At 66.5% G+C, this 25,340-nt stretch carries 26 protein-coding genes and 1 pseudogene; 3 read left to right on the top strand and 24 right to left on the bottom strand.

Annotated elements, in window-relative coordinates; genetic code table 11:
- Window positions 1-2: 2 nt before the first annotated feature.
- The gene (gene nikR, locus ETQ85_RS13810) at window positions 3-479 is read right to left on the bottom strand and encodes a nickel-responsive transcriptional regulator NikR (RefSeq protein WP_148579658.1); all 477 of its coding nucleotides are present in this window, start codon (window positions 477-479) and stop codon (window positions 3-5) included.
- Window positions 480-611: 132 nt separating this feature from the next.
- Between nikR and ETQ85_RS13805 the strand changes: the two genes are divergently transcribed.
- The gene (locus tag ETQ85_RS13805; protein WP_148579657.1) at window positions 612-1,052 is read left to right on the top strand and encodes an acyl-CoA thioesterase; all 441 of its coding nucleotides are present in this window, start codon (window positions 612-614) and stop codon (window positions 1,050-1,052) included.
- A gap of 9 nt (window positions 1,053-1,061) precedes the next feature.
- Here ETQ85_RS13805 and ETQ85_RS13800 read toward each other — a convergent pair whose 3' ends face one another.
- The gene (locus ETQ85_RS13800) at window positions 1,062-2,096 is read right to left on the bottom strand and encodes a hypothetical protein (RefSeq protein ID WP_148579656.1); all 1,035 of its coding nucleotides are present in this window, start codon (window positions 2,094-2,096) and stop codon (window positions 1,062-1,064) included.
- Between the two features lie 241 nt (window positions 2,097-2,337).
- Here ETQ85_RS13800 and ETQ85_RS13795 point away from each other — a divergent pair, with 241 nt between their 5' ends.
- Window positions 2,338-3,141, top strand: a complete 804-nt coding sequence (locus ETQ85_RS13795; RefSeq protein ID WP_187394708.1) for an SH3 domain-containing protein — start codon at window positions 2,338-2,340, stop codon at window positions 3,139-3,141.
- 20 nt (window positions 3,142-3,161) lie between these two features.
- Here ETQ85_RS13795 and ETQ85_RS13790 read toward each other — a convergent pair whose 3' ends face one another.
- The 20 genes and pseudogenes from ETQ85_RS13790 to ETQ85_RS13700 form a co-directional block, all read right to left on the bottom strand.
- Window positions 3,162-4,601, bottom strand: a complete 1,440-nt coding sequence (locus ETQ85_RS13790) for a nickel-dependent hydrogenase large subunit (RefSeq protein WP_148579654.1) — start codon at window positions 4,599-4,601, stop codon at window positions 3,162-3,164.
- Window positions 4,598-5,593, bottom strand: coding sequence for an NADH-quinone oxidoreductase subunit B family protein (locus ETQ85_RS13785; protein WP_148579653.1), 996 nt, complete (start codon window positions 5,591-5,593; stop codon window positions 4,598-4,600). The genes ETQ85_RS13790 and ETQ85_RS13785 overlap by 4 nt, the downstream gene beginning before the upstream one ends.
- Complete coding sequence (locus tag ETQ85_RS13780; RefSeq protein WP_148579652.1) at window positions 5,590-7,071, bottom strand: sigma-54-dependent transcriptional regulator; 1,482 nt, start codon at window positions 7,069-7,071, stop codon at window positions 5,590-5,592. The genes ETQ85_RS13785 and ETQ85_RS13780 overlap by 4 nt, the downstream gene beginning before the upstream one ends.
- Window positions 7,068-8,795, bottom strand: coding sequence for an enoyl-CoA hydratase-related protein (locus ETQ85_RS13775; protein ID WP_148579651.1), 1,728 nt, complete (start codon window positions 8,793-8,795; stop codon window positions 7,068-7,070). The genes ETQ85_RS13780 and ETQ85_RS13775 overlap by 4 nt, the downstream gene beginning before the upstream one ends.
- The gene (hypE, locus tag ETQ85_RS13770; RefSeq protein ID WP_148579650.1) at window positions 8,795-9,841 is read right to left on the bottom strand and encodes a hydrogenase expression/formation protein HypE; all 1,047 of its coding nucleotides are present in this window, start codon (window positions 9,839-9,841) and stop codon (window positions 8,795-8,797) included. The genes ETQ85_RS13775 and hypE overlap by 1 nt, the downstream gene beginning before the upstream one ends.
- Window positions 9,842-9,925: 84 nt before the next feature.
- Window positions 9,926-10,825, bottom strand: a complete 900-nt coding sequence (locus tag ETQ85_RS27445; protein ID WP_425473128.1) for a methyl-accepting chemotaxis protein — start codon at window positions 10,823-10,825, stop codon at window positions 9,926-9,928.
- Window positions 10,808-11,884: pseudogene (locus ETQ85_RS27440) on the bottom strand (FIST signal transduction protein); the annotation flags it as partial. The pseudogene ETQ85_RS27440 and the gene ETQ85_RS27445, both read right to left, overlap by 18 nt.
- 232 nt (window positions 11,885-12,116) lie before the next feature.
- Window positions 12,117-13,256: a hydrogenase formation protein HypD gene (hypD, locus tag ETQ85_RS13760; protein WP_148579648.1), complete on the bottom strand. Its 1,140-nt coding sequence runs from the start codon at window positions 13,254-13,256 to the stop codon at window positions 12,117-12,119.
- Complete coding sequence (locus tag ETQ85_RS13755; protein ID WP_148579647.1) at window positions 13,253-13,495, bottom strand: HypC/HybG/HupF family hydrogenase formation chaperone; 243 nt, start codon at window positions 13,493-13,495, stop codon at window positions 13,253-13,255. Before ETQ85_RS13755 ends, hypD begins: the two co-directional genes overlap by 4 nt.
- A gap of 3 nt (window positions 13,496-13,498) precedes the next feature.
- The gene (locus ETQ85_RS13750) at window positions 13,499-13,798 is read right to left on the bottom strand and encodes a helix-hairpin-helix domain-containing protein (RefSeq protein WP_148579646.1); all 300 of its coding nucleotides are present in this window, start codon (window positions 13,796-13,798) and stop codon (window positions 13,499-13,501) included.
- Window positions 13,795-16,173 carry a carbamoyltransferase HypF gene (gene hypF / locus ETQ85_RS13745; protein WP_148579645.1) on the bottom strand — a complete coding sequence of 793 codons (2,379 nt, stop codon included), beginning with the start codon at window positions 16,171-16,173 and terminating at the stop codon, window positions 13,795-13,797. The genes ETQ85_RS13750 and hypF overlap by 4 nt, the downstream gene beginning before the upstream one ends.
- Before the next feature lie 7 nt (window positions 16,174-16,180).
- Window positions 16,181-17,116 carry a hydrogenase nickel incorporation protein HypB gene (gene hypB / locus ETQ85_RS13740; RefSeq protein ID WP_148579644.1) on the bottom strand — a complete coding sequence of 312 codons (936 nt, stop codon included), beginning with the start codon at window positions 17,114-17,116 and terminating at the stop codon, window positions 16,181-16,183.
- Between the two features lie 11 nt (window positions 17,117-17,127).
- On the bottom strand, window positions 17,128-17,469 hold the full coding sequence (gene hypA / locus ETQ85_RS13735; protein WP_148579643.1) for a hydrogenase maturation nickel metallochaperone HypA: 342 nt from the start codon (window positions 17,467-17,469) through the stop codon (window positions 17,128-17,130).
- Window positions 17,462-18,313 carry a hypothetical protein gene (locus tag ETQ85_RS13730; RefSeq protein ID WP_148579642.1) on the bottom strand — a complete coding sequence of 284 codons (852 nt, stop codon included), beginning with the start codon at window positions 18,311-18,313 and terminating at the stop codon, window positions 17,462-17,464. The genes hypA and ETQ85_RS13730 overlap by 8 nt, the downstream gene beginning before the upstream one ends.
- Entirely contained in the window at window positions 18,310-18,816 is a 507-nt protein-coding gene (gene hybE / locus ETQ85_RS13725) for a [NiFe]-hydrogenase assembly chaperone HybE (RefSeq protein WP_148579641.1), read from the bottom strand. The genes ETQ85_RS13730 and hybE overlap by 4 nt, the downstream gene beginning before the upstream one ends.
- Window positions 18,809-19,021 carry a rubredoxin gene (locus ETQ85_RS13720; protein ID WP_222862163.1) on the bottom strand — a complete coding sequence of 71 codons (213 nt, stop codon included), beginning with the start codon at window positions 19,019-19,021 and terminating at the stop codon, window positions 18,809-18,811. The genes hybE and ETQ85_RS13720 overlap by 8 nt, the downstream gene beginning before the upstream one ends.
- A gap of 2 nt (window positions 19,022-19,023) precedes the next feature.
- Window positions 19,024-19,878, bottom strand: a complete 855-nt coding sequence (locus ETQ85_RS13715; protein WP_148579639.1) for a hydrogenase expression/formation protein — start codon at window positions 19,876-19,878, stop codon at window positions 19,024-19,026.
- Window positions 19,875-20,327: a thioredoxin domain-containing protein gene (locus ETQ85_RS13710; protein WP_148579638.1), complete on the bottom strand. Its 453-nt coding sequence runs from the start codon at window positions 20,325-20,327 to the stop codon at window positions 19,875-19,877. The genes ETQ85_RS13715 and ETQ85_RS13710 overlap by 4 nt, the downstream gene beginning before the upstream one ends.
- On the bottom strand, window positions 20,324-20,659 hold the full coding sequence (locus tag ETQ85_RS13705; RefSeq protein ID WP_281283091.1) for a HypC/HybG/HupF family hydrogenase formation chaperone: 336 nt from the start codon (window positions 20,657-20,659) through the stop codon (window positions 20,324-20,326). The genes ETQ85_RS13710 and ETQ85_RS13705 overlap by 4 nt, the downstream gene beginning before the upstream one ends.
- Complete coding sequence (locus ETQ85_RS13700) at window positions 20,634-21,245, bottom strand: HyaD/HybD family hydrogenase maturation endopeptidase (protein WP_148579636.1); 612 nt, start codon at window positions 21,243-21,245, stop codon at window positions 20,634-20,636. The genes ETQ85_RS13705 and ETQ85_RS13700 overlap by 26 nt, the downstream gene beginning before the upstream one ends.
- Before the next feature lie 395 nt (window positions 21,246-21,640).
- On the opposite strand from ETQ85_RS13700, the gene ETQ85_RS13695 reads away from it, so the two are divergent.
- A complete protein-coding gene (locus ETQ85_RS13695; protein WP_148579635.1) occupies window positions 21,641-22,735 on the top strand; it encodes an IS1 family transposase in 1,095 nt (364 codons plus the stop codon).
- A 29-nt stretch (window positions 22,736-22,764) separates the two neighbouring features.
- On the opposite strand, the gene cybH is transcribed toward ETQ85_RS13695, so the two are convergent.
- Together cybH and ETQ85_RS13685 are read right to left on the bottom strand one after the other, a co-directional pair.
- The gene (cybH, locus tag ETQ85_RS13690) at window positions 22,765-23,469 is read right to left on the bottom strand and encodes a Ni/Fe-hydrogenase, b-type cytochrome subunit (protein ID WP_148579634.1); all 705 of its coding nucleotides are present in this window, start codon (window positions 23,467-23,469) and stop codon (window positions 22,765-22,767) included.
- 10 nt (window positions 23,470-23,479) lie between these two features.
- Window positions 23,480-25,270: a nickel-dependent hydrogenase large subunit gene (locus tag ETQ85_RS13685; RefSeq protein WP_148579633.1), complete on the bottom strand. Its 1,791-nt coding sequence runs from the start codon at window positions 25,268-25,270 to the stop codon at window positions 23,480-23,482.
- Window positions 25,271-25,340 lie beyond the last annotated feature (70 nt).

Below are 25,340 nucleotides of genomic sequence, written 5' to 3'. Positions count from 1 at the left end.
GCTCAGCTGCGCGGACGGTAGTGACCATGGGGATGGCTGTGTCCGTCCGCGTGAGAATGCGAATGCGGCTGACTGCGGAATTCGGCCGTCACCAGGTTGAGCGCGCCGTGGCGGATGCCCGGCTTGGCGATCAACGCCTCGGCAAAGGCCTGCACCTCGCTGGTCGGGCCGCGCAGGATCACGCTCTCCATGCAATTGTCGTGATCCAGATGAGCATGCAGTGTGGCCACGCACAGGTCGTGGTGTTCATGCTGGTCCTGCGTAACCCGCTCGGCCAGCTCGCGCTCGTGGTGGTTGTACACGTAGGACAGGTTGGCGATGCAGTGGCTCGCCTCCTCGCTGGCCAGGCGACGCGCTTCGATCTGGGCGCGCAGGATGTCGCGCACCGCCTCGGAACGGTTGGAGTACCCCCGCGCCGCAATCAGCGCGTCGAACTCGCGGGCCAGGTCTTCGTCGAGGGAAATGGTGAAGCGTTCCACGGGGCACTCCGGACAGGATCAATCGGCCCATTCTGCCTGCGCCCATGACACGGGCGCAATCGTCCCCCCTCCGCCCTCGCTGCACTGCGATAATCAGGGCTTCTCCGACCTGCCCCCTCCAAGGATTCACCCATGGCCCGCATCCTCATCGATCTGCCCGAGCACTTCCTGTTCTCCACCGAAGTGCCGATCTACATCACCCACATCAACAAGGCCCAGCACCTCGACAACGCCGCCCTCATCGCCCTGCTGTCGGAAGCCCGCGTGCGCTTCTTCCGCTCCTTCGGCTACGACGAACTGGACGTGGAAGGGGTCGGCATCGTGGTCGCCGACGCCGCGCTGCAGTACAAGTCCGAAGCCTTTCACGGCGAAACCCTGGTCTTCTCGATGGCCCCCGCCGACTTCAACAAATACGGCTTCGACCTGATGTGGCGCGTAGCCGACAAGGCCAGCGGCCGCGAAGTGGCCCGCGGCAAAATGGGCATCCTGTTCTTCGATTACGCCGCCAAGCGGGCCGCCGGCATCCCCGAAGCCTTCCGGATCAAGATAGGCGCACCGGCCGTTGTGGCGTAAGCCCGGGCCTCAGACCTTCAGATCCACCTGCTGCAGCGTGCCCACGCTGCCATCCTCGCGGGCGTAGATACCGGAACTGCGCACCGCCCCCAGCTCGGCCCCGTCCTTCAGCGTGAAAGGCGTGGCGCTGTACCCAAGGTAGAGCGCCCCGACGCCGGCCTCTGCCAGGCTCGCCACGGCGCCACCGCCCTTGGCATCCGGCGTCCATACACCCAGGCGCTGGAATGCCGGGTCAGCCTCGTCGATCCAGCCGTTGGCGTCACTGTCGTATTTGGCCAGGTCGGCAAAACCATCGCCGCTGGCCGGCCCGAACAGTTGCTTACCGGAGTTCACCTTGCCGCTATCCACCGCGTCGAGCACCAGAAAGCCGCTGCCCTGGCCAAGCACAGGAATATCCACCTGTTTGCCATCGCCCATCAGGTCGAACTGGAAGCGCTGGTTGCGCAAACTGGCTGCGTTGCCGCCGAAGTTGATCACCAGCGGATCCTTGCTCACCGCATTGCCGGCACGGAAGCTGAAACTGCTGGTTTCGGTCTCACTGCGCGACATGAACAGCCCGACGCTGAACTGGATGTTCTGCCCGTCTGCAGTGCGAATCGTCCCGCTGGCCTCGAAACCGGTTTCCTCGCTACTCTGACGCGTCTCGGTGCGCTCATACTCGATACCGAACTCCGGCCCGCGGGCGGCCCCGTTGGCCGCCTCGGCAGCAGGCAGCCCATCCGGGCTCATCGCCGAGGCCGACATCAGGTGGATCCGCTGACCGGTCAGCATTTCGACGATGGACTTGAGGAGTTCCAGCTTCGGATCGGTTTCCACCTCGTCACCGGACACTGGCGCGCTGGCTGCCGAGATCACGCTCCGATCATTGCTCAAAGCCTGTCGCCCCGCATCGGACAGCAACACGCTGCGCGACGAAGCGTCATCCGCATCACTCCGGGACGGCAAGCGGCGCCCCACCCACGCCGACAGGCGCTCCTCCACCTCGACCTTGCTGGACGTGTGATGGAAGGCGGCAAGTTCCAGACTGGCTGCAGCGATTTTCATGGCGGACTCCTCGACAGGCAGGGATATGCCCGACTCTACGGCCCCCCGGAGGACAACTTTACCGGCTTATGGGGAGCTCACAGGCTTGCCGGAAAGCCTGGCACAGCGCCAAAAACACAGGGGAAAAGCCGTGAAATCTGCGCTTACACAGTCGATGTCGGCCGGGCAGGCCGGCTCGCGCGTTCTAGGAGGGCAACGTCGGCAGATTGACCGACCCTTTTCACTCCTCCGGGAGCACTCCATGTCTCTTCGTTCGCTGCTTCGCCCCCTTGCCCTGGCCGCCCTGCTGCTGCCTGCTGCTGCCCAGGCGCAACAGGTTTATATCAGCACGCCGGTCCAGCTGTATGCCGGCCCCGACACCAGCTATCCGATCCTGTTCACTCTTTTTCCGGGCATGGGCCTCGAAGTGGCCGGTTGCCTGCCGGGCTACCAGTGGTGCGACGTGATCCTCCCCGACGGCCAGCGCGGCTGGGTGTATGGCGGGGGGCTGTCGTACAGCTGGATGGGCGAGGCACTGCCTGTTCCCCAGTACGGGGCGAGCATCGGCATCCCGCTGATCACCTTCATCATCGGCGACTACTGGGGCCACCATTACCGCAACCAGCCCTGGTACAACGAGCCGCGCCACTGGCGCCACCCGCCATCGCGCCCGATGCCGCCGCCACATGTGATACGACCGCCTTTTCCGGAGCATCGGGGCGGCTGGAATCAGCCCTACCCGCCACACCACGAGCGCGGCGAGCGTGACTGGGGAGATCGCGGAGATCGCGAACGCGGCCGCGAGCGCGAGCGGATCAACCCACCACATCAACCGAACCCGCCGCCAGGACGCGCCTTCCCGCCACCGCAGCAGCAGGAAAGGGAAAGAATCAACCCGCCGCGCCAGGAGCAGATCCAACCGCAACCCCAGCCTCCCCAGCAGCAGCGACCGCCGGAAGGGCAACCGCGTCAGGAGCGGGAGCCGAACCGTGGCGGTAACCGGGAAGGGACCTTTCGCGAACACGGCAACCGGCCTGACGGCCCCCGCGGCGAACGCCGCGAGTAACTGGGGCGCGCAGCCCCTCGTCAATGCACGGTGCAGACCATGCAGGGATCGAAGCTGCGCACCACGTGCTGAACCAGTAACGGTTCGGCCTCCGGCAGGCCCACCAGGGCCTGCTCCAGCGCCCCCGGCGTGCCGGCCGCATCGCGGGGCGAGAAGTTCCAGGTGGTCGGGGCAATGATCTGGTAGCGCACGATGTGGCCACCGCGCACCGTGAGCCAGTGACCCAGCCCACCCCGGGCCGCTTCGATGAGACCGCAGCCGCGGCCGTCGGCGGGGATCTCGGTCTGTGCGCAAAAAGGGCCGTCATCCAGATCACGCAGCCAGCTTTCCATGGCCGGCACCACCAGCGCCAGTTCGAGCAGCCGGGCGATCACCCGGCTGGCCACGTTACCGCCGGCCTCCACCACCAGTGCGCGGATCAGCGGATGGCCGGCCACCGCCTGGCGGGCCAGCGCGCCGCACTCCACCACCTGCTCCTGCCAGCGCGGCGCCTTGCACCAGGTGTAGGCGCCGGCCTTCTCCTCCACCGGACGGGTGTCGCCCTCCGAGGGGTGACGCGGCTGATCGTCCTCCAGCCAGGCATGGCTGACATCCTCCAGCACGTCGGCGGGCAAAAAGGGTTGCAGTGAGCCCGCAGGCAGATCGAGCACACCCCGGGGCAAGAGCCAGCCGCCCTCCCGTGGATAGGCGCCGTGGCTGAGGAAACGGTCCGTCGCCCGACCGTAGCGGGCCAGTTGCAGGTCATCGGCAATCTCGAGAAACAGACGAAAATCGCTACTCGTCGCCGACCGCCCATCCATCCAGCGCCGCAGCGCGGCAATCGATTCGAGGGCCGTGATGTTCTCCAGCCGATCGCCGAACAGCCGCTTTTCAAGCCACCCACGGAATTCACGCAGAGCCGCAAACACGCGCAGGCGCTCGGCCGCCTGCGGCGCCCGCGCCACCCCGCCAGGCTGCAGCGTGAGGGTGTGCGGCCACTTGCCGGCCAGCAGGCCCATGATCTGCATGAAGGCCGCCCGGGCCGGCAACGCGTCCCCCGCCGCCGAACCGCTGACCGCCTTGAAGCGTGCCTCCGCCGCCGCAAACCACGGCCGTGCCCGGTAGGCCTCGCGGGCAAAGTCCGGCATGAAGAACAGGTAGAAATGGGTGAAGTGATCCGCCAGGTTCTCGGCCGCAAGGATCAGGTTGCTGACCCGCTGCCCGTTGGGCGTCGGCCGCACGCCGGCCAGATCGGCCAGCGCCGCCGCCGCGGCAGCCGACTGGGACACCGAGCAGATGCCGCAGATGCGCGGCACGATCACCAGCGCGTCCATCGCCTCGCGGCCCACCAGGATCTGCTCAAAACCACGGAACAGCGGCGAATTCACGTAGGCCGCGGCAACCCGCCCGTTCTCCATTTCAAGGCTGATTTCCAGATCGCCCTCGACCCGGTTGAAAGGTCCGACCGTAATCCGGCTCATTTCAGTCCTGTCTTGCGGATGGCCGGCGCCACCACCGGCATTTCGGCCACCGCATTCTGGCGCACCCGCGCCGGCGTCGCCGACTTGGACAAGGCGGCCAGCGCCACGAACCAGGCCTTGGGCATATCGGAGGGCAGGCCGATGGGAATGCCGGCCACCTTCGGCGTCCGCCCGAAAGCGTGTCCGGGCGATTCAAAGCCCGGCTCGGTACAACTGATGCACGGGTAGCCGCCGTTGGTGCACGAACCGGCGCCGTTCCACGGCCGGATGTTGCAGTCGGCATGGGCCTGAGTGCCGACGCAACCCATGTGCTCCATCATGCAGCCGAGGTCGCCGGGCTTCTCGGCGCTGGCCTTGAACTCGTAGAACTCGTTGCGGGTGCAGCCGTGGTGCACCAGCTGGTCGGCGTAGAAACGCGGGCGACCGAGAGCATCCATGTCGGCCTCGCCAAACTGGCCCAGGGCGAGCGCCAGCAAGGTGTCGGTCACCCAGTCCGGATGGGTCGGGCAGCCGGCAATGTTGATCACCGGCAGGCCCGCGGCGGAGCGGTAATCCGGCCCCAGCAAGCCGCCACGCTGGTTGCCGTCGTACTGCAAACCAATGGCGCCAGCCGGATTGATGCCGCCGGCCGTCACCCCGCCATAGGTGGCGCAGGTGCCGACGCCCAGCGTATAGCGGGCACGGGCGGCCAGGCTCCTGACCCAGTCGATCATCGGCCGGCCGGTGCCGCCCAGCATGTGAAACCGCCCCGAGCCATTCGGCCCGGTGAGCAGCGAACCTTCCACGCACAGCAGATCCAGCGGCGTGCGGCCGGACTCGAAGTCGGCCAGAATCGCCCGCACCTCGTCGCCACTGGCTTCCGACAGGGACGGATGCCAGGCCAGCTCGATACCGGCCGATGCGAGCAGCCCCAGCACGTCCTGCGCGCCGGAGCACAGCAGGGACATGCTGCAGCCACCACAGCCGCCGGACTGCAACCACAGGAGCTTCACTCGGCGCCTCCCGACTTGTCGCCGTCCAGCCCGTAGCGGACCAGCTTGGCGCGCAGGCCAACCCGCGACAGGCCCAACTCGTTGGCCGCGCGGGTCTTGTTCCAGCGCAGGCGGATCAGGGTTTCCTTGAGCACCCGCGCTTCCAGCGCATCGACCCGCTCCTGCAGGGTGCCGGCAAAACCGACGGCCGCCAGATCGGTGTCATCGTGCCCGTCAGTGCCGGATTGCAAGACCTTCGGCGACAGCAAGTGAGCGCCCAGCTTCGGCCCGGTGGACAGCGCCAGCATGCGCAGGATGGCGTTCTGCAGCTCGCGCACATTGCCCGGCCAGCGGTAGGCCGCGAGGCAGGCCAAGGCCTCGGGGGTAAAGCCCTCGCAGCTCTTGCCCAGCGCGCCCTGGCTCACCGCAAGCAGGCGTTCGACCAGCAGCGGGATGTCCATCGGCCGCTCGCGCAGCGGCGGCACGTGGATCGGCACGATGGCCAGACGGTAATACAGATCCTCGCGGAAGCGCCCTTCGCGCACCTCGGTTTCCAGGTCGCGGTTGGTGGCGGCGATGACCCGCACGTCCACCGTCATCGGACGCGGGCTGCCCAGCGGGCGGAACTCGCCCTCTTGCAGCACACGCAGCAGCTTGACCTGGAAGGCCGGCGAGGTTTCACCGATCTCGTCGAGGAACAGCGTGCCGCCGTCGGCGTGCTGAAAAAGCCCGATGCGGTCTTCGTAAGCGCCGGTGAAGGCGCCGCGCTTGTAACCGAAGAGTTCTGCTTCGAGCAGTTCGTCGGGCAGCGCACCGCAGTTCTCGACCACGAAGGCCTTGTCGGCGCGGCGGCTCTGGTAATGGATGGCCCGCGCCAGCATCTCCTTGCCGGTGCCGGATTCACCGGAGATCAGCACCGACAGGTCGAAGGGCGCCACCTGGGCGATCAGATCACAGATCGGGCCCAGCGGGCTGTCCGGCGCACGGGTCAGGCCGTCGAGGCCGAACTCGCGCTTGACCCGTTCGTACTTCATTTCAACGCGTTTCCGGAGCACCGGGCTGCTGGTGCGCAGCTCGAGGCTGAGGCGCTGGTTTTCGGCCTGCAGGCGATACAGCTCGGCAGCGTTGCGGATCGCCATCAGCAGCGAGTCGGGCTGCCAGGGCTTGAGCAGGTACTGGTAGATGCCCGCATCGTTGATGCCGGCGATGATGTCTTCCGAATCGGTGTAGCCCGAGATGATGATGCGCACCACGTCCGGCCACTGGCTCCTCACCCGCTTCAGAAAGCTGACGCCGGACTCGCCGGGCATGCGCTGGTCGCACAGCAGCACCTGTAACGTTTCCCGCTCCATGATCTTCTGGGCGTCCTCGGCCGACGAGGCGGTGAACACCTCGAACTCTTCGTCGAGGGTGCGACGCAAGGCTTCCTGGGAGCGGACTTCGTCGTCCACCACCAGCACGGCGGGCAGGCGGGCGGCGGGTTTGAAGGGGCTGCTCATCGCTTGAGTTCCCGGTGAACGGCGAGGTGGCGGGGAGTCCAGGACTGGGGGCTTTTCATCACGAAATGGTAGCGTGCTCCGTGGTAGCTGGGGTCGAAGCCATAGAAGTTGCGGCGCATGTGGGTGAGCTCTTCGTCACGGTAGGCGGCAAGTGGCTTGGCGACTTCGTCGGCGGCAAGTGGCTTGGCGACTTCGTCGGCGGCTCGGCGGGCCTGCTTGGCGGCGAGTTGATCGGCGTAGTCCGGGGCGCAGGCGAGGGCGGCGGCGCGGCTGGCCACCTCAAGCTCGAAAGCGGCCCGGCTGGCGCCGAAGCTGGCGTCGATGAGGCCGCTGTGCGCGGCACGCGGGGCGCCCAGCGGCAGGCGTTCGGCCATCAGCTTGCGGGCACCGTCGGCACCGACGCGGCGGGGCAGCAGGTAGGTCCAGTACTCGGAGCCATACAGGTTGCCCATGTTCTTGTAGTGGGGGTTGAGGATCACGCCTTGCCGCGCCCACACCTGGTCGGCGGCCAGCGCCAGGAAGCAGCCACCGGCGCCGGCGTTGCCACGCAAGGCGGCAACAGTCAGGCGGTCGGTGAGTTGCAGGATGGCCAGGCACACGTCATCCATCGCGTTGATGTTGGCCCACGACGCGTCGGCGGCGGACTCGCTCGCCTCGATGCGGTTGAGGTGGATGCCGTTGGACCAGAAATCCGCGCCGCCTTCGAGCACCAGCACGCGGGTCGGGCGCGTACGGGCAAAATCGATGGCCGCCAGCAGACGCCGGCACTGGTCGGTAGCCATGGCACCGTTGTAGAAGTCGAAGGACAGGAAGCCGACGGCGCCCGCCTCCCGGTAGCGCAGCTCGGCGCCGTCGTCGGTGGCGTCACGCCACAGATCCGCCGGGCGCTCCGGCAGGTCGGCGACTTCGGCCGCAAAGGCCACGGTCGTCGGCAGCTTGAGCTCGCCGCGCTTCACATGGCCGATCCAGATCGCGCCGTCACGCGTCGCGCGCAGCACCGCGCCGTCGCGGCGGGCAAGCAGTTCGCCCGGCTGCGCCCCAGCCTCCGCCGGGGCGAGATGGGCATCGAACAGGTGGCAGGGCACGCCGAACAGCGCATCCGCCACGCCGGGAAAGCCATCGGCGGCGCGCAGGCGGGCAAGGATGGCGGCGGTGTCGTCACGCGCCCAGTCGATGGCCCGGTCGGCCTGGCGCAGGGTCGGCTGCAGGCGGCCACGCACCGCCGGATCATCAGCCGACGGGCGCACGGGCTGCCAGCGTCCGGCCCGCCAGTCGTCCATGCGACCCAGCGCTTCCAGCACCGCGGTGACGGCCGCCTCGGTCACCTCGTTGCGGTACAGGCTGGCCTTGGTCGCCACACGCATCGGAAAGGTGGCGCTCGCCCACACCGGGCCGGCGTCCATCTCGGCCTCCGCCTGCAGCACGGTGACGCCCCACTCCGCCGCGCCCGTCTGGATTGCCCAGTCGAGGGCCGACGGACCGCGGTCGCCGACGATGCCGGGGTGCACGATCAGGCACACGTGCCGCGACCACACGGATTCGGGGATCGCCCGCTTGAGAAAGGGCGCCAGCACCACGTCGGGCTGAAACAGCGCGACGGCCTCTGCGGTCACCGAATCGGCAATGTCGAACTCCACCGACAGCGCGTGCCCGCGTACCGAAAGTTCTTCAAAAAGGCGCTGGGTGAGGCTGTTGAAGCTGTGGGTGAGCAGCAGGATGCGCATCAGCAAATGCGCGGCAGCTGTTCGCCGGCCAGCCAGTCCACCATGCGGCGGCCGCCAAAGGCGGTTTTCATCTGCACGAAGTGCTGCGCATCAACGGTGACTTCGCCGATGCGCGCGGCACGGGTACCGAGGGGATGGGCGCGCAGCGCGGCGAGCAGAGCATCGGCAAACTGTGCCGGGCAGATGGCGATGAGCTTGCCTTCGTTGGCGATGTTGAGCGGGTCGAGGCCGAGGAACTCGCAGGCAGCAGCAACTTGCGGGTCAACGGGGATCGCGGCTTCGTCAAGAACGATGCCGACGCCGGACTGCTGGGCGATCTCGTTGAGCGTCGCCGCCAGCCCGCCGCGGGTCGGGTCGCGCAGCACGCGGGTTTGCGGCACCGCGGCCAGCAGCTCGGCGATGAGGCCGTGCAGCGCCGCGGTGTCAGAGCGGATTTCGGATTCGAAGGCGAGGTTTTCCCGCTGGGCCATGATGGCCATGCCGTGATCGCCGAGGGTGCCGGAAACAATCACGGCGTCGCCGGGCCGGGCGTTGGCGCCCGACAGCTCGCGCCCGACGGGCAACGCGCCGATGCCGGTGGTGGTGATGAAGATGCCGTCGCCCTTGCCCTTCTCCACCACCTTGGTGTCGCCGGTAACCACCGGCACGCCGGCCTCCTTCGCTGCCGCCGCCATGCTGGCGACGATGCGCTGCAGATCGGCCAGCGGAAAGCCTTCTTCGAGGATGAAGCTGGCCGCCAGGTAGAGCGGCCGGGCGCCCATCACCGCCACGTCGTTGAGGGTGCCATGCACGCACAGGCAGCCGATGTCGCCCCCCGGAAAAAACAGCGGCGACACCACGTGGGCATCGGTGGCCACCACCAGACGTTCGCCCGGGCGGGGGGCCGGCAGCACGGCGCCGTCGTCGCCGCGGCGCAGCCATTCGTTGTCGAAGGCGCGGCCAAAGATCTCGCCGATCAACTGGACCATGGCACGGCCACCGCCGCCGTGGGAGAGATCAACCGTTCCGTGACGCAGGTCGAGGGGACGGATGTAGGCTTTTTTCATGGGTCGGTTGGCGTCATGGAAAGAGGAAACACGGCGAGGACGCCATCCGGCCGACGGGAAGCGCCGGGGCAAGCCCGGAGCCGTTCAAGCCTGGACGAGCTGGTTCTCCGTGAGATGTTTGAGGGTGTCGGCGACGCCCCGGGTATGGCCAGCGGTCTCGGCAGTCTTGCCGCTGAAGGCCTCGATATTGGTGAGCATGCTGGACAGGTTGGAGACATCACCGGCCTGGCGTTCGATCTCGCCGGCCACCCGGCCGATCTCGCTGGCCAGCGTCGAGATGTCGACGCCGATCTCGCCGGCACTCATGCGGGATTTCTCGGCCAGCTTGCGCACCTCGTCGGCCACCACCGCAAAACCGCGGCCGGCCTCACCGGCCCGGGCCGCTTCGATGGCGGCATTCAGGGCCAGCAGGTTGGTCTGGTCGGCAATCTGCTGGATGACTTCCACCACGCCCTGGATGCGACCACTGGCGTGAGCCAGCTTGCGCGCGCTGTCGGCGGCCGCGGCCGCCTGGCGGGTCAGGTCGCTGACGGTCTCGCCGGCTTCGTGCACCACCTGTTCCTGCTCCTGGATGTGGCCGGCCAGGGCGCCGACCGAGGCGTACAGGTCGCCGGCACAGGATTCCAGCTGGCGGCCGGTGTCCTTGCGCAGATCGTTGGATGCTTTCAGGGTCTGGCCAAGACTGTTGAGCCCATACACCACCAGGCCGATGTTGTCGTCGAAGCTGGACGGATCGAGCTGGCTGTCGAACTGCTGGTCCTGGTAGTCGGCGATCTGCTTGACGATGACCCGCGACAACCCGGCCAGCTTGGCGCTCTGGCGACGCAGAAAAAAGGCCTTGAACTCGCCGTAATGGGCAACGAAGTTGTCCACGTAATCATCGCGGAAGGGCGTGCCCTCCGGCACCCGGAAGAAGAACACCGCCGTCAGCGTCTGATTGAGATTGAGGCCGAGGATTTCGCCGAAGGTGGAGAAGCCCGCCATCTGCTGGCACGGCAGGGCCGAGCCAACCTTGGACAATTCCTTGTCGTTGTAGAGGCGACGCAGGATGCAGTCGTTGAGGATGCCGGCCACCGGGGCGCCGGGCTTGCCGGCCATGAAGGTGCGAAAATCCTGCTCGGTGCTGTGCACCAGGCCGGTACGGCGCACCAGCAGCAGTTCTTCACCCGGGGAAATGTCACAGTAGAAATTGACCCGCCCGGCGGCAACATTCACGTTCACCACCGAACGCACGAAAATCTCCTTGCCGACCTGGATGGCGAAAGAGTAATCGGCGAGCTTGCCTTCCAGCTCCCGCGGGGCACAGCGGAAGTGCGCGCACAGGGCGTCCACAAAGGGCACGATGCGGCCGTCGGCATCAATCACCTGGCTCACGTAGCGCTGTTCCAGCGAGGCCCCGATGACCGGAAAATGCGGGCCGTCGGGCACAAAGTTCTGGCTCTTCAGCACACCGAAGCGGGTGCCCTTGGCCACCTTCAGGAAAGCGATCAGGGCGTGATTCTCGAGCTTGCGGGTGCCGTCGTGGATCCAGGTGTTCTTGAAGTCGAACTTGCCACCGGCCGAGCCGCCGACAAACAGACAGGGGAAACGCCCGGAATCGTAGAGCGCTTCCATGAAGAAGGATTCAGAGGCCGACAGGCCGTCGAACATGATGTAGGCCAGGGTGTCCCGGTAGTCGATATCCACCTCCACCCGGGCCGACTGGATGTTGCGGGCGATGCGCGCCACGCGCTCCTTGACCGACACTTCGCTGTTGCCGCGGCGCATGTCTTCGCTGCCGAGGGGAATCGCGACGATCTGCGAACGGGCGATCAGCGTGGCGTCGAAACACTGCAGGACCACCCGGTCCCAGCTGTCGCCGGTGCGGCAGTAGAGGCTTTCATCGCTCGCACACAGCTCACCGGCAGTGGAGCACAGCATCAGCGGCACGCCGGGAAAGCGCGCCGTCACCGCACGGGCAACCGGCTCGATGTCCACGTGGGGAGACACGTAGCCACTGACGAAGGTCGGGCTGATCGAGGCGGAGGCGAGGGTCTGGCCCACTTCCGATGCGCGGCACTGGAGGGTCACAACGCCCGGGGCGGAGGCGCCCCGCAGTTTCTTGAACAGATTCACTTCTTGTCTCCTTACCCGGCCTCGAAACGGACCGTGTGGCGGCTTATCGGCCGCGAAAAGACAAGATTTACCCCTCTCCCAGCAAATACCTCAATCAGGGCAGGGGCTTGCATACGGCCCCTGCACCCTTTCGGCACAAACCCCGCCCAGCCTTGCTCCATCACGCAGCAACAACCGGAATATCGCGAAAACGACCATAGGTGTAGTGCGCGGCGCACGCCCCTTCGGACGACACCATGCACGAGCCCATCGGCGTTTCCGGCGTGCACACGGTGCCGAACAGCTTGCAGTCGAGGGGCCGCTTGACCCCGCGCAGGATGGCCCCGCACTCGCAGAATTTGTGGTCGGGCACGCCCTGGTATGTGAGGCCGAAGCGCGCCTCGGCGTCGAAGGCGGCGTAGCGCTCACGGATGCGCAGGGCCGAATAGGGCACCACGCCGAGGCCGCGCCATTCAAACTCGCGACGCAATTCCATGACCTCCGACACCAGGGCCTGGGCCTTGAGGTTGCCGTCTTCGGTAACGGCACGGGTGAATTCGTTCTCGACTTCGGCGCGCCCTTCATTCACCTGGCGCACCAGCATGCGGATGGCCTGCATCACGTCCAGCGGCTCGAAACCGGCGATGACCACCGGCTTGCGGTACTCCTCGGCGAAGTGGGCGTAGGGGCGGCTGCCGATGATGGTGCTGACGTGGGCCGGGCCGATGAAACCGTCCAGCGGCACGGTGCCCAGCTCGCGCACCTCGGGCGACTCGAGAATGGCGGTGATGGCCGACGGGGTCAGCACGTGGCAGCACAGCACGCTGAAATTCTTCAGCCCCAGCTGCGCCGCCTGGCGGATCACCAGCGCGGTGGGCGGCGTGGTGGTCTCGAAGCCGATGGCGAAGAACACCACCTGCCGCGCCGGCTCCTTCTGCGCCAGGGCCAGCGCATCGGCGGCGGAATAGATCATGCGGATGTCGGCACCGCGGGCGCGGGCGCGCAGCATCGACAGGCCTTCGGAAGCCGGCACGCGCAAGGTGTCGCCGTAACTGCACACGGTGACGCCCTCCTCCAGCGCCAGCCGGATGATCTGGTCGATGCGCCCGATGGGCAGCACACACACCGGGCAGCCGGGGCCGTGGATCATCTTCACCTGGGGCGGCAGCAGGTCGGCCACGCCGTAGCGGGAAATGGCGTGGGTGTGGCCGCCGCAGAACTCCATGAAGGCGTAGCGGCGATCCGGCCGGGCTTCGCGGGCGATGGCCTCGGCCAGCCCTCGGGCCACCTCGCCATCGCGGAACTCATCCACGTACTTCATGCGGAGGCGGCCTCGCCGGAAACGTCGATGCCGGCCTCGACCATCAGCGCGAGGGTGCGCTCGGCCTCCTCCTGATCGAGCTTGGTGAGGGCGTAGCCCACGTGGACGATCACGTAGTCGCCGGGGGCCACGTCATCCACCAGTTCAAGGGAGATCGCCTTGCGCACGCCGCCCAGGTCCACCAGGGCCTGGCCGTCGGGGAGGAGTTCGACCACGCGGGTCGGAATGGCGAGACACATGCTTTACTTGTCCTTGTACTGGCTGCAGCAGGCCTTGCGTTCGGCCGTGTAGGCCCACCAGGGCTTGGCGGGCTCCCCGGCCATGAAGCGGGTAGCGGCAATGAAGGTGTCGAGCAGGCACGGATCGTGGCAGACCTCCATCTCGGCGTTCAGCGTGGCGTAGAGCGCGTAGGGATCGGCGCCCACGAGATCGGCCGGCGTGGTGATGCCGATGCGGCGCAACTTGTCGGCAACGGCCTGGCCGACGTTGGGAATGTCTTCCAGGCGGTGCACGGAGGCAACGCTGCGGGCCAGCTTGCTCACAGCACACCCCGCGCCAGCAGGGCCCGGGCCACCCAGGCCTGACCAAGGGCGAGACCGCCGTCGCCAGGTGGCACGTGCTGCGCTTCAAACACCGCCAGCCCGCGGGCGGCCAGCCGCTTGCGCAGCCCCGTGGCAAGGAGCCGGTTGTGCATGCAGCCGCCGGACAAGGCCACGCGGCGCAGGCCGGTAGCGTGGGCGGCGTCGCCAATCCACTGCACCAGTCCATCAATCAGCGTGGCGTGGAAGTGGGCGGCGCCGCGGGCGGCATCGTTCTCGTCGATCAGCTGGTTGAGCAGCGGATACAGGTTGAGCACCGACAGGCCGTCCGGCGGGCGCTTGTCGATGTGGAAGCCGCCAGGCAGCGCCAGGCTCTCGCCAAAACGCCGTGCCAGGGTTTCGAGCACCATCCCGGCCTGGCCTTCAAACGTCATGGTGTCGCACACCCCGAGCAAGCCGGTAGCGGCGTCGAACCAGCGCCCCAGGCTGGTGGTGGGCGGACAGCGCGTGCCACGCACCAGCATGCCGAGCACCTGTTCGACATTGGGCTGGGCGGCGAAGCGTTCGATGGCTTCGTCACCCCGGCCGAGGGCATGGAGCACACCGCAGGCCATGCGCCAGGGCTCACGCGCGGCGCGGTCGCCGCCGGGCAGCGGCAAGGGGCTGAGGTGGCCAAGACGCCGGAACTCGGCACCATCGACGACCATCAGCTCGCCGCCCCACGGCATGCCGTCGGTACCCAGGCCAACGCCGTCCGCCGCCAGGCCAAGCACCGGACCGTCGAGGCAATGCTCGGCGCACACGGCGGCGATGTGGGCGTGATGGTGCTGGACGGCAATCAGCGGCACGTCGAGCTTTTCGGCCAGCGCAAAGGCTGCGCGGGTGGAGTAGTAATCCGGATGGGCGTCGTGGGCTACCGCCGCCGGGCGCATCGACAGGATGCTTTGCAGGTGCTCGGCCGCTTCGTCGAGGGCCGTGCATGCCGCCGGATTGTCGAGGCCGCCGATGTGCTGCGACAGGAAAGCCTCTTTCTCGCGGGTCAGGCACAGGGTCGCCTTGAAGTGGGCGCCAAAGGCCAGCACCGCCGGGCCGTCGGCCGGCAGCGGCATCGACAGCGGCGTGAAGCCCCGCGCGCGGCGCTGGAACTGCACGCCGGCACCGGCCGCATCGCCCGGCCCCGAGGGCAGGTCGGCGCGCACGCGCAGCACCGAGTCGTCGCAGCGCACGACGATGTCGCGGTTATGCATCAGGAGCACGTCGGCAATCTCGGCCAGGCGCTCGAAGGCTTCGTCGTTGCCCTGCACCAGCGGCTCGCCGTGGGGGTTGGCGCTGGTCATCACGAAGATGGCAGGCTGGACCTGATCGAGCCATGCGGTGCCGGTCGGGTGGCCGGCGGCTTCGTGGAAGAGCAGATAATGGAGCGGCGTGTAGGGCAGCATCACGCCGACTTCGTCGAGGCCCGGGGCGACGCCCGGCAGGGTGTCGTCAAAGTGGGGCAGCTTTTCGAGCAGCACGATGGGCCGCTCGGGGCTTTCGAGGGTGGCCGCTTCGGCGGCCGACACCCTGGCCCAGTGGGCCACGCTGGCCACGTTGGCAAACATCAGCGCCAGCGGCTTGTGGGGACGGCGCTTGCGCACACGCAGGCGCAGCACCGCATCGCCATTGGCGGCGTCGCAGGCCAGGTGAAAACCACCGAGGCCCTTGATGGCGACCACTTCGCCCAGTTGCAGGCGGCGCAGGGTTTCGGCCACCGCGTCGCGGGCCAGGGCCGGCACGCCGTGGGGCTCGTGGAGGCTCAGTTGCGGCCCGCATTCCGGGCAGGCATTCGGCTCGGCATGGAAGCGCCGGTCGCCCGGGTGGCGGTATTCGGCATCGCAGCTGGGGCACTGGGTAAAGGCCGCCATGCTGGTGCGCGCCCGGTCGTAGGGCAGGCTGCGGGTGATGGTGTAGCGCGGGCCGCAGTGGGTGCAGTTGATGAAGGGGTAGCGCCAGCGCCGGTCCTGCGGGTCGAAAAGTTCGGACAGGCAGGACGGGCACACGCCCACATCCGGCCCGATGGCGGTAGCGACAATGCCCTCGACACTCGGCAAGATCGTGAAATCCTTGCGCGAATGATCGGGCGGAATCACCTCGGGCTCGATGGAATCCACTCGTGCCAGGGGCGGCGCCTCGCTGGCGAGGCACTGGGTGAAAGCATCGAGGATCGGCTCACTGCCCTGGATCTCGATCTCTACCCCGCCCCCGTCATTGCGCACCCAGCCCACCAGCCCGAGGCTGTTGGCGAAACGGTAGATGAAGGGCCGGAAGCCCACGCCCTGCACCACGCCGCGCACGCGCAGGCGGCGGGCCACGCGGGTCGGATCAACGATCATCAGCATGGGCACATCACCGGGTTCTGGCGGCCACGGCCTCGGCCAGCCGGGCATCGATCCAGCCCAGCCATTCGTGGAAACCGGCGCCGGTAGTGGCAGAAACCTGGATCACCTGGAGCTTCGGATTGACCCGCAAGGCGTACTCGATGGCCTTGTCCACGGGGAAGTTCAGGTAGGGCAGCAAGTCGATCTTGTTCACCAGCATCAGGCTGGCGGCGGCAAACATGTCGGGATACTTGAGGGGCTTGTCCTCGCCCTCGGTGACCGACAGCACCACCACCTTGGCGGCTTCGCCCAGGTCGAAGGCGGCCGGGCACACCAGGTTGCCGACGTTTTCGATGAGCAGCACGCTGTTGTCGGACGGAGCCAGCTTTTCCAGCGCCCGGCCGACCATGTGGGCGTCGAGGTGACAGCCCTTGCCGGTGTTGATCTGCAGGGCCGGGGCGCCGGTGGCACGGATGCGCTCGGCATCGAAGCTGGTCTGCTGGTCGCCTTCGACAACAGCGACGGGCACTCGGCGTTTCAGCGCTTCGATGGTGCGCACCAGCAGCGTCGTCTTGCCGGAACCGGGGCTCGACACCAGGTTGAGGGCCAGGATGCCCCGCTCCGCCAGCCAGCTGCGGTTGCGCTCGGCAAAGCCGTCGTTCTTGGCAAGGATGTTCTGCTCGATCTTCACCATCTGGGCCTGGCTCATGCCCGGTGCGTGGGCACCGGCCGGGCCGTGGCCGTAGTGGAGGCTGCCGTCCATGTCTTCATGCACGTGCTCGCCCTCGGGCCCGTGGCTGTGCGCATGGCCTGCCGCCACCGGCGCCCACTTTTGGCCGGCCGGGCCGTGGCTATGCCGATGCACCGTGCCGTCCGCAAGCACGTGCTCGTGTTCCTGTTCGTGATCGACAGCCTCGCCGTCGATGCGGGTTTCACCGGTTCCGCAACCGCACACATTGCACATTCAAACCACCTTCATTCGATTTCCAGTTCCTTGACCCGCATCTCGGTGCCACTGGTGGCCTGCACTTGGTAGCTGCCGCACTTCGGGCAAGGATCGTACAGGGCACTTATCGGCACCGTTTCGGCGCACTGCATGCACCAGCCACTGCCGGGCACCGGGTCGATCTGCAGTTGCGCGCCATCGGCGATGCTGTCCTTCATAACCACGTCGAAGCAAAAGCGCAGGCTTTCGGGCTCCACCGACGACAGCTCGCCGATTTCCAGCACGACGATCTTCACCTTGCCAAAACCCTGGCTGCGCCCGGCATCCTCGACGATCTGGCGGATACCTTCCGCCAGCGACATTTCATGCATTCGAAATCTCCACCGAAAACGGCACGCAGGGATCGAGCACCAATATGGCCCGCTCCACTGCACGACGCGCCAGCGCGGGGGAACCCAGGCTCGCCGGCAATCGCCTCACGATACCCTTTTCGTCGAGAAAATTGCGATCGGTCGGCGCCTCCACCTGCCAGCCGGCGACGCTTCCGCGGAGGAGTTGCACGCCGTGGTGGAGGGCACCGCGCGCCGTATGGATCCACGCTTCACCGCACCCCTGCGCCGGCTCGCCCGTCTCGCCGTGGGGGTAGGCCGCATCGGCCGCCAGCGCCTGCGCCGCTGCCACCACAGCCGCCAGCCGCACCTCGAGGCCAGCGCACAGCGGGGCCGAATCGTCCTCGGCCTGCAGGCGGATCAGGCCGCGGGCGACCAGACCTGCGCCGGAACGACCGAGCAATACGTCGTCAATCAAGCGGGTAGTCGCATCCAGCAGCACCGGGCGCCCCTGCCCCCGCGCCGCCCGCCAGGCCGCAAAAGCGGCGCTCTGCGGCGGCTCGCCAAAGGTTTGCGGCCAGTCGAGAAGCAGACGCCACAGGTGCTCATGCAGGCATTCCGCCCACAGCAGCCACGACGCGACGGGTTCGTCCTCGGCGTAGCCCGCCGCTTCGAGGGCCAGCCGACCGGCCTCCCGCTGGGCCTGACCACACAAACTGAAATAGAGGGGTAGCCGCGCCAGCGCCTCGGACGGCGCCAGGCCAACCAGCGCCCGCGCCACTGGCGGACGGACAAGACACACCTGCCAGTTGTCGAGGACCCCATCCTTCCAGCGGGCCGAAACGCTCAAGCCACCGGCGAGAGTCAGGCGGCCAGGCGTACTCACCGCAGATGACCGTCAGTGCGGCGGGCATCCCCGCGACCGAACAACCAGCGACGGCGGGATACCGGCTCGGCGGCCTGCGGCACTTCCGGCACCGCCATTGGCACACGCAGCAAGGCCAGCAACGCGGCGACCGCGGTGGCGCAAGCGGCCTCCATCGAATCGAACTCAAGCGCCGGAGAGAACAGGGAACACACCTGGTAGGGCCCGAAGCCCACGTCGTTGCCGTGGACGAAAACATAGTCGCCACTCGGAAAGCGCAACACCTGCTTGGCCAGCGGCGCCGCCTGCGGCCAGGCGGAAGCCCCCGGCAGACGCAGCAGGTTGATCGCCCAGGGCATGACAAGCACGCCTAAATATCCCTCCTCCCACGCCACCATCTGCACCAGTCGCACCGACAGCCGCGGATTGCACAGGGGCATGTCGGCCATCGGGCCAAGCGCTACCGCCTGGTAATGGGCCTCGATGCGCCCGACGAGCTCAGCGGCGCCCGCTAGCTCAATCATTCCGGAGCACCATGAACTTGTGCTGCGGCGCGTCGCAGGTAGGGCAGCGCCAGTGCTCCGGCAACTGCGCGAAGGGCGTACCGGCCGGCACGTTCCAGTGCGGGTCACCTTCCGCCGGGTCGTAGACGCTCCAGCAGATGCCGCATTCCAGCCGGTCGGTATCGGCGAGCTTGCCGCCGTCGCCAAGGAAGGAGCCTTCAAACATGCTCAGCAATCTTCCTTCAGCATGGCGATGTATTCACCGAGGCGCTCGACGCTGTCGGCGTAATCCTCAGCGGCGGCCAGCACCACTTCGGGCATGTCCACCACCTCGATGGTGTTGAGAATCAGCGTGTCCATGCTGTTGAAATACTGCACCCACCACACGTTGGCCAGCCGGGTGCTGGTGACCCGGCAGTTGCCGTAGCCGCGCGACAGGATCGACACCTCCCGGTGACCAAGGGCGCCGTAGAGGTAGTCGAGATCGGTGTCGGTAACCGGCAGCAGAGTCAGGTTGATCACGTGGGCCGGCTTGCCGGGCTGGTGGCGAGCGCACTGCAGTTGCACTTCGGCCAGCAAGGCCTCGCCGTTCATCATGTTGGGCAGCAGGGCCGGCACGGCGAGCTCGGGCAGACTGGTGGCACGCATGGCGGCGTAAAGCGCCATCGGCACGGCACTGGCTTCCAGGCGATCGGCGACGATACCGCCGCCCTCGCCCTCCTCCAGCACGCGCCACAGGGCGGCGAAGGCGGTTTCCTGCACCCGCACGCGGGTCGGCGCCAGGGTGAAGGCGGAGACTTCGCCAAAACCGAGGGACTGGGTCAGCACCTCGCGCACGCCGGCCGACTCGCCATCCAGCGCGGCCGTCGCCGGCCGGGGCACATCGATGGGCTGGACGCGCATCACCGCCAGCAGGCCTTCGAGGATTTCCACTGCCCGGCCAATGTCGGCAGCCGTGGCAGCCTCCGGCAGACGCGGCGCCTGGAAGGTGTTCATGCCACTGGGCATGGCCAGGTAATCGGGGGACTCGTCGGTCTGGCTACCCGGGCCGACGGGCACCACTGGAATCGGAAAAGGTTTCATGAGCAGCTCCTGACATCCTGGCTGGCAATGGAAATCGGCGGGCGGCTGGGCGCCGCTTCGGCGAGACGGCGAAGTTCGGTAACAAAGGGCATCCAGTCGAGAATGCCGCTGAAAGTGCCCAGGTAGGCGCCGTCGCGCAGGGCCACCACGGCCGGGTAGCGATTGACACCGTAGCGCTTGCCAAGACCCGGGCTATGCATCGAGTCGGCAGCAAAGCAGCGGGCCGGCAGGCCAAGCACCTTGAGGGCCTCCGGCAGCACAACGGCCACGTCCAGGGATTCGGGACTGCGCTGCGGGTCATCGGTGAGGAGCAGCAGGACAAAACCCTCACCCGCCTCGAAGGCGGCGGCATCCGCCACCCGGACAAAGCCGTGCCGCTCGACGAGGCGCCGGAGGGCTGCATCGAGCTTGTCGAGGGACGACTGGGGCGGGGCAAACTGAAGAGTCATTGCAGGTCCTTGAGGTGATCGGGCAGGGCCGGTTCCCGGTCCACCAGGTCGGCAAACAGCGCGTCGATGCGCGCCGTGTCGCCGAGCATGGCGGCGTCGAGGGCGGCCAGTGCGTTGTTGATGGCCGTCGCCCGCGCAGCGTCGATGACTTCCCGCGCGGCACCGAGAAAGGTCAGCAGCCAGGTGCCCACGGGCTGTTCACCGACCAGGGAAAGATCGATCAGCAGCTCGCCGTCCGGCCCTTCACAGCGGGCGATCCAGGCCGTGGATTCCATGACGCGATACGGAACACCGAGGCACACGGGTTCAGTCCTCCTGCATGAACCGGGCATCGCCGGTGCGACAGGCCGCCCGTGCGCTTGGCCGGCCGGCTTCGTAGGCGGACATCAACAGGCTGTCCACATTAAGCTGCCGCCCCGCCCCCTCCCAGCGCACCGGTGGTGCGCCCCAGCGGGTCAGCCATTCGCAGGCCACATCGATGGCCGGGGCGATCTGCGCCTTGACGGCATCGCGCAGGCTGCCGCCAAAATCCTCCAGCTCGACCGGCTGGCAACCGATCAGCACCAGCTCGTCCGGCAGGCGCCCCAGCAGCTCGGCGGAGGCCAGCACTTCCTGGAAACCGGTCTGGTGCAGGCTCATTTTCTTGGCACCCATGAAGCGCGGCACTTCGTCGCCGACAACAATGTGCAGGGTGCCCGGCGGGTCCCCGTAATCGACGGCATCGAAGACCAGCAGGCGCTTTGCCTCCTCTACGTAGGGCAGCAGGTAGAGTCCCTGGGTACCACCATCCATCACCGTCACGTGATCGGGCATCACGTAGTGCTCGGCCAGGGCCTCAGCGCAGCGCACGCCAAAACCTTCATCGGCCCACAGGATGTTGCCGATACCCAGAACAAGAATGCGGGGCAAAGAAGACATGGATAGAATTTGTGTAACGGGACCCCTTACACAATCAAGTTCCGTGCCGGCTGACTCAAAAGGCGCACAGAAGCGGATTTACCTGTAACCGTCGCGACACCCCACCGCGAAGGTGAAAACAATACATCCACTTTCACCAACAACCGCAAGCCAGACTCTCACCCAGCACACCATCCCATGGAAATGGTTTCACATCCTCCGGACACCACCCCTGGTCTGAACACCTTTTCCGAAATGGACGCAGCCAAGCTGCGGACAACATTCCAAACACATACAATCGCCTGATGAAAGCATTTTCAAAGAAAATCAAAGGCATTAAACCCTATGACTTTTGTCGCATTGAGAGACGATTTCCCGGTACGTTTGAGAGTCTGGTGATTTATTGTCCTGTTCCCATGAAAGTCCTTTTAGCCGCCCTCTCCGCCCTTGCCCTCGCGGCGTCCCCAGCCTCGGCCCAAACGCCTACGGAAGCAGCCACCGCGGCAGCGCCGCAGAGCGCCGCGACGGCAGAAAAGGACAGCAAGGCAAAGGACGAACTCCTTCTGCCCGTCCAGAAGATCACCCGCTGGGAAGACACGGGAATGACGCCCGTGGAGGCGCGGGAGTGGCAGGCCTATGCCTTCACGCCTCACGACGCGACAAACTGGAAGCATGCTGGCTTCACCCCTCTCGTTGCCCGAACCTGGTCGGACAAGGGCTTCGACGCAGACGAAGCGCGGGAGTGGCTGGACTCGACCAAGAGCAGCCGGACCATGATGGCCGACCTCGACCACTCGGACCCGGCCCAATGGAAACGCGAAGGACTCACGCCCAGAGACCGGCTGGCCTGGTGGGAAGCCGGCTTCGCCTTTGACGACGCCATCATCCTCTTCCGGGCAGGCATGACACCCGCCGACGCGGCCTGGCACGGCCAGGAGAAGCTGAAGGAACTCAAGGGCCAGGGCAACGCCGCCAAGGGCGGAGCAGAACCGGCCACTGCATCGACATCCGGGGAACCGCAAGGGCGCGCCTACTGGGACATCATCGGCCCCTACGTCACCATGGGCGCAGTAGCCTTTGTGGCCTTCATCACCGGTGGTCTGGCCTTCTTCCTGCTCCGGCGTACCCAGGTAAACCGGGAGCTGGCCCGGATCAAGAGCAGCGCACCGGACAGTGAAATGCCCTCCGTCAGGACGCGGGCAGCCGGCGACCCGACCACGTCAGCGGCGGGCCGGGACGGCTCATCGCGCCGACCTGCCCGTCGCTTCACGCTGGCCCTGAGCACCAGCCCCCACTGCATACACTGCAAGAGCACCGATGTGCGACTGTCGCGCATGCATCCGCACCGCTTTGCCGGCATCAACTTCACCGAATACTTCCGCTGCAAGCACTGCGGCAAGCACTTCGCCATTGTCAGCTACACGCCGATTCTTGCGGCGGGCAGCGCAGTGGTCGTCCTGCTCACCGCCGTCACCTCGGGCTTCATCTATCTGGTTTCGATGGTCCACTGAGTTTTGGTCGGGTCGTCATGCACGCGCCCTCAATCCTTGAACATCCGCCAGCCCGAGATCATCGTCGAGATGAGGCTCTGGCGACTCATGATGTCTTCGCGGATGGCGGCATACACGTGCACCACGACGAAACTCATCATGATCCACATGCCCAGCCGGTGCAGGCTGTGCACCTGCATTGAGCCGCCCAGCAGCGGCAACACCCAGCCAAACAGCGTATCTGCCCACGAGCCCAGACCCAGGCCTTCGCTGTACAGCGCGAAGCCCGTGCACAACATGCCGATGGCCAGGATCGTAAAGAAGAAGAACATCATCAACTGAGCCATCGGGTTGTGGCCGACGTACTTCTTCGGCTGCTTCTCGAGGAACAGATACCAGCGCAACTCGAAGAACACCTCGCTCCACCAGTGCGCATTGGTGATCGGCAGCCTGAAAATCTGCCGGGCGTGGTGGTTGCCGACAAAGGCCCAGTAAACCCGCCCGAGCAGCCCCACCGCGAAGAGGTAAGCGGCGGCAAAGTGGGCAAAGCGGATGTAGCCCATCAGAAAGTTGTCGGAGGCCTCGCCCGGCATGGTCGGCAGCGGCTTGCCGATGAAATAGCCGCTGACCGCCAGCACCACCACCGCCAGCGCATTGATCCAGTGCCACAGGCGCACCGGGGCTTCATACACGTAAATCGAACGTACTTGCCGGCCGTGCCTTTCGGCCTCCAGCATGTCTTGTTGTGAAAGCATGACGGCCTCCCTAGCGAACCTTGATCGACGCCATTTCCTGCCCATCCGGCGACATGACGTGGGTAGAGCACGCCATGCACGGGTCGAAGGAATGCAGGGTCCGCAGGATTTCCAGCGGTTCGTCGGCTTTCGCCACCGGGGTGTCCATCAACGAGGCTTCGAAAGCCCCGATCTGGCCCTTCGCATCCCGCGGGCCACCGTTCCAGGTGGTCGGCACCACCGCCTGGTAGTTGTCGATGCGGGTGTCCTTGATACGGATCCAGTGGCCCAGCGCACCGCGCGGCGCTTCGGTGAAACCGACGCCCTTGGCCTCCTTCGGCCAGGTGCTCGGGTCCCACTTCTCGATGTTGGCGGTGTTCAGGTCGCCGGCCTTGAGGTTGGCCATCAGCTTGTCGAAGAAGTAGCGTGACTTGTGCGCCGCCCAGGACGCCTCCAGGCCCCGCGCCGCGGTGCGGCCAAGGGTCGAGAAGATCGCCGTCAGCGGCAGGTCAAGGTCGTGCAGGAGCTTGTCCACCGGCTCCTTGAACTCGGCGTTGTTCTGCGCGTAGCCGATGATGTAGCGGGCCAGCGGGCCGACTTCCATGGCGTGGCCGCGCCAGCGCGGGGCCTTGATCCATGAATACTTGCCGCCTTCGTCGATGTTCTCGATGCGCGTCTTGGTGCCCTTGGTGGCCTTGCCCAGCTCGAAGTTGGGTTCGGTGACGCCATCCCACGGGTGCAGGCCCTTGGATTCGTCGGGGTACTTGTACCAACTGTGGGCCACGTGCTCCTGCACCTGCTCCGGGTCGCGCAGGTCCACTTCGTGGATCTTGCTCAGATCGCCGCCAATGATGGCGCCGCGGGGCAGCAGCAGGTTGCTGGCCGAGTAGTCGTTGGCCTTGTCGGGAATGTCACCGTAGGACATCACGCACTGGCTCGACAGCCCGCCACCGTAGGTCCAGCTCTTGTAGAAGCCGGCAATGGCCTGCAGGTCGGGCACATAGACCATGTCGATGAACTCGATGCAGCGGTCGATGATGGAGCTGATCAGGTTCAGGCGCTCCATGTTGATCGCCCCCACCGCACCGGCCCCTTCCATGTTGATGGCACAGGGCACGCCGCCCACCAGCCAGTTCGGGTGCGGGTTCTTGCCGCCGAAGATGGTGTGGATCTTGACGATTTCCTTCTGGAAATCGAGGGCTTCCAGGTAGTGGGTGACCGCCATCAGGTTGGCTTCGGGCGGCAGCTTGTAGGCCGGGTTGCCCCAGTAGCCGTTCATGAAGGGGCCAAGCTGGCCGGATTCGACGAACTTCTTGAGGCGGTTCTGCACGTCGCGGAAGTAGCCCGGCGACGACAGCGGCCAGGCCGAAATGCTCTGGGCGAGTTCGGAGGTGCGCTTCGGATCGGCCTTCAGCGCCGACACCACATCCACCCAGTCGAGTGCGTGCAGGTGGTAGAAGTGCACCAGATGGTCGTGAATCTGCAGCGCCAGCTGCATCAGGTTGCGGATGATGTTGGCGTTGTCGGGAATCTGGATGCCGAGGGCGTCTTCCACCGCGCGCACCGAGGTCAGCGCGTGGGTGCCGGTGCATACGCCGCAGATGCGCTCGGTGAAAGCCCACGCATCACGCGGATCGCGGCCCTTGAGAATCACCTCCAACCCGCGCCACATGGTGCCGGTGGACACCGCGTTGCGGATGACATTGTTGCTGTCGATATTCACTTCGACGCGCAAATGGCCTTCGATGCGACACACCGGATCAACCACCACGCGCTTGCCCGAGTTGTCGAGCTTGAAGCCCTGGGTTTCAAGCACACTCATTATTTCTCTCCCGAATTCTGATCTTCACCCGGTCTGGCACGGGCCCGCGCCAGCGCCGTCACCGCCGCGT

It is taken from the genome of Zoogloea oleivorans (assembly GCF_008107625.1).
GTDB lineage: Bacteria > Pseudomonadota > Gammaproteobacteria > Burkholderiales > Rhodocyclaceae > Zoogloea > Zoogloea oleivorans.
The sequence above is the reverse complement of the archived record's forward strand: the minus strand, read 5'-3'. Positions and strand labels throughout refer to the sequence as shown.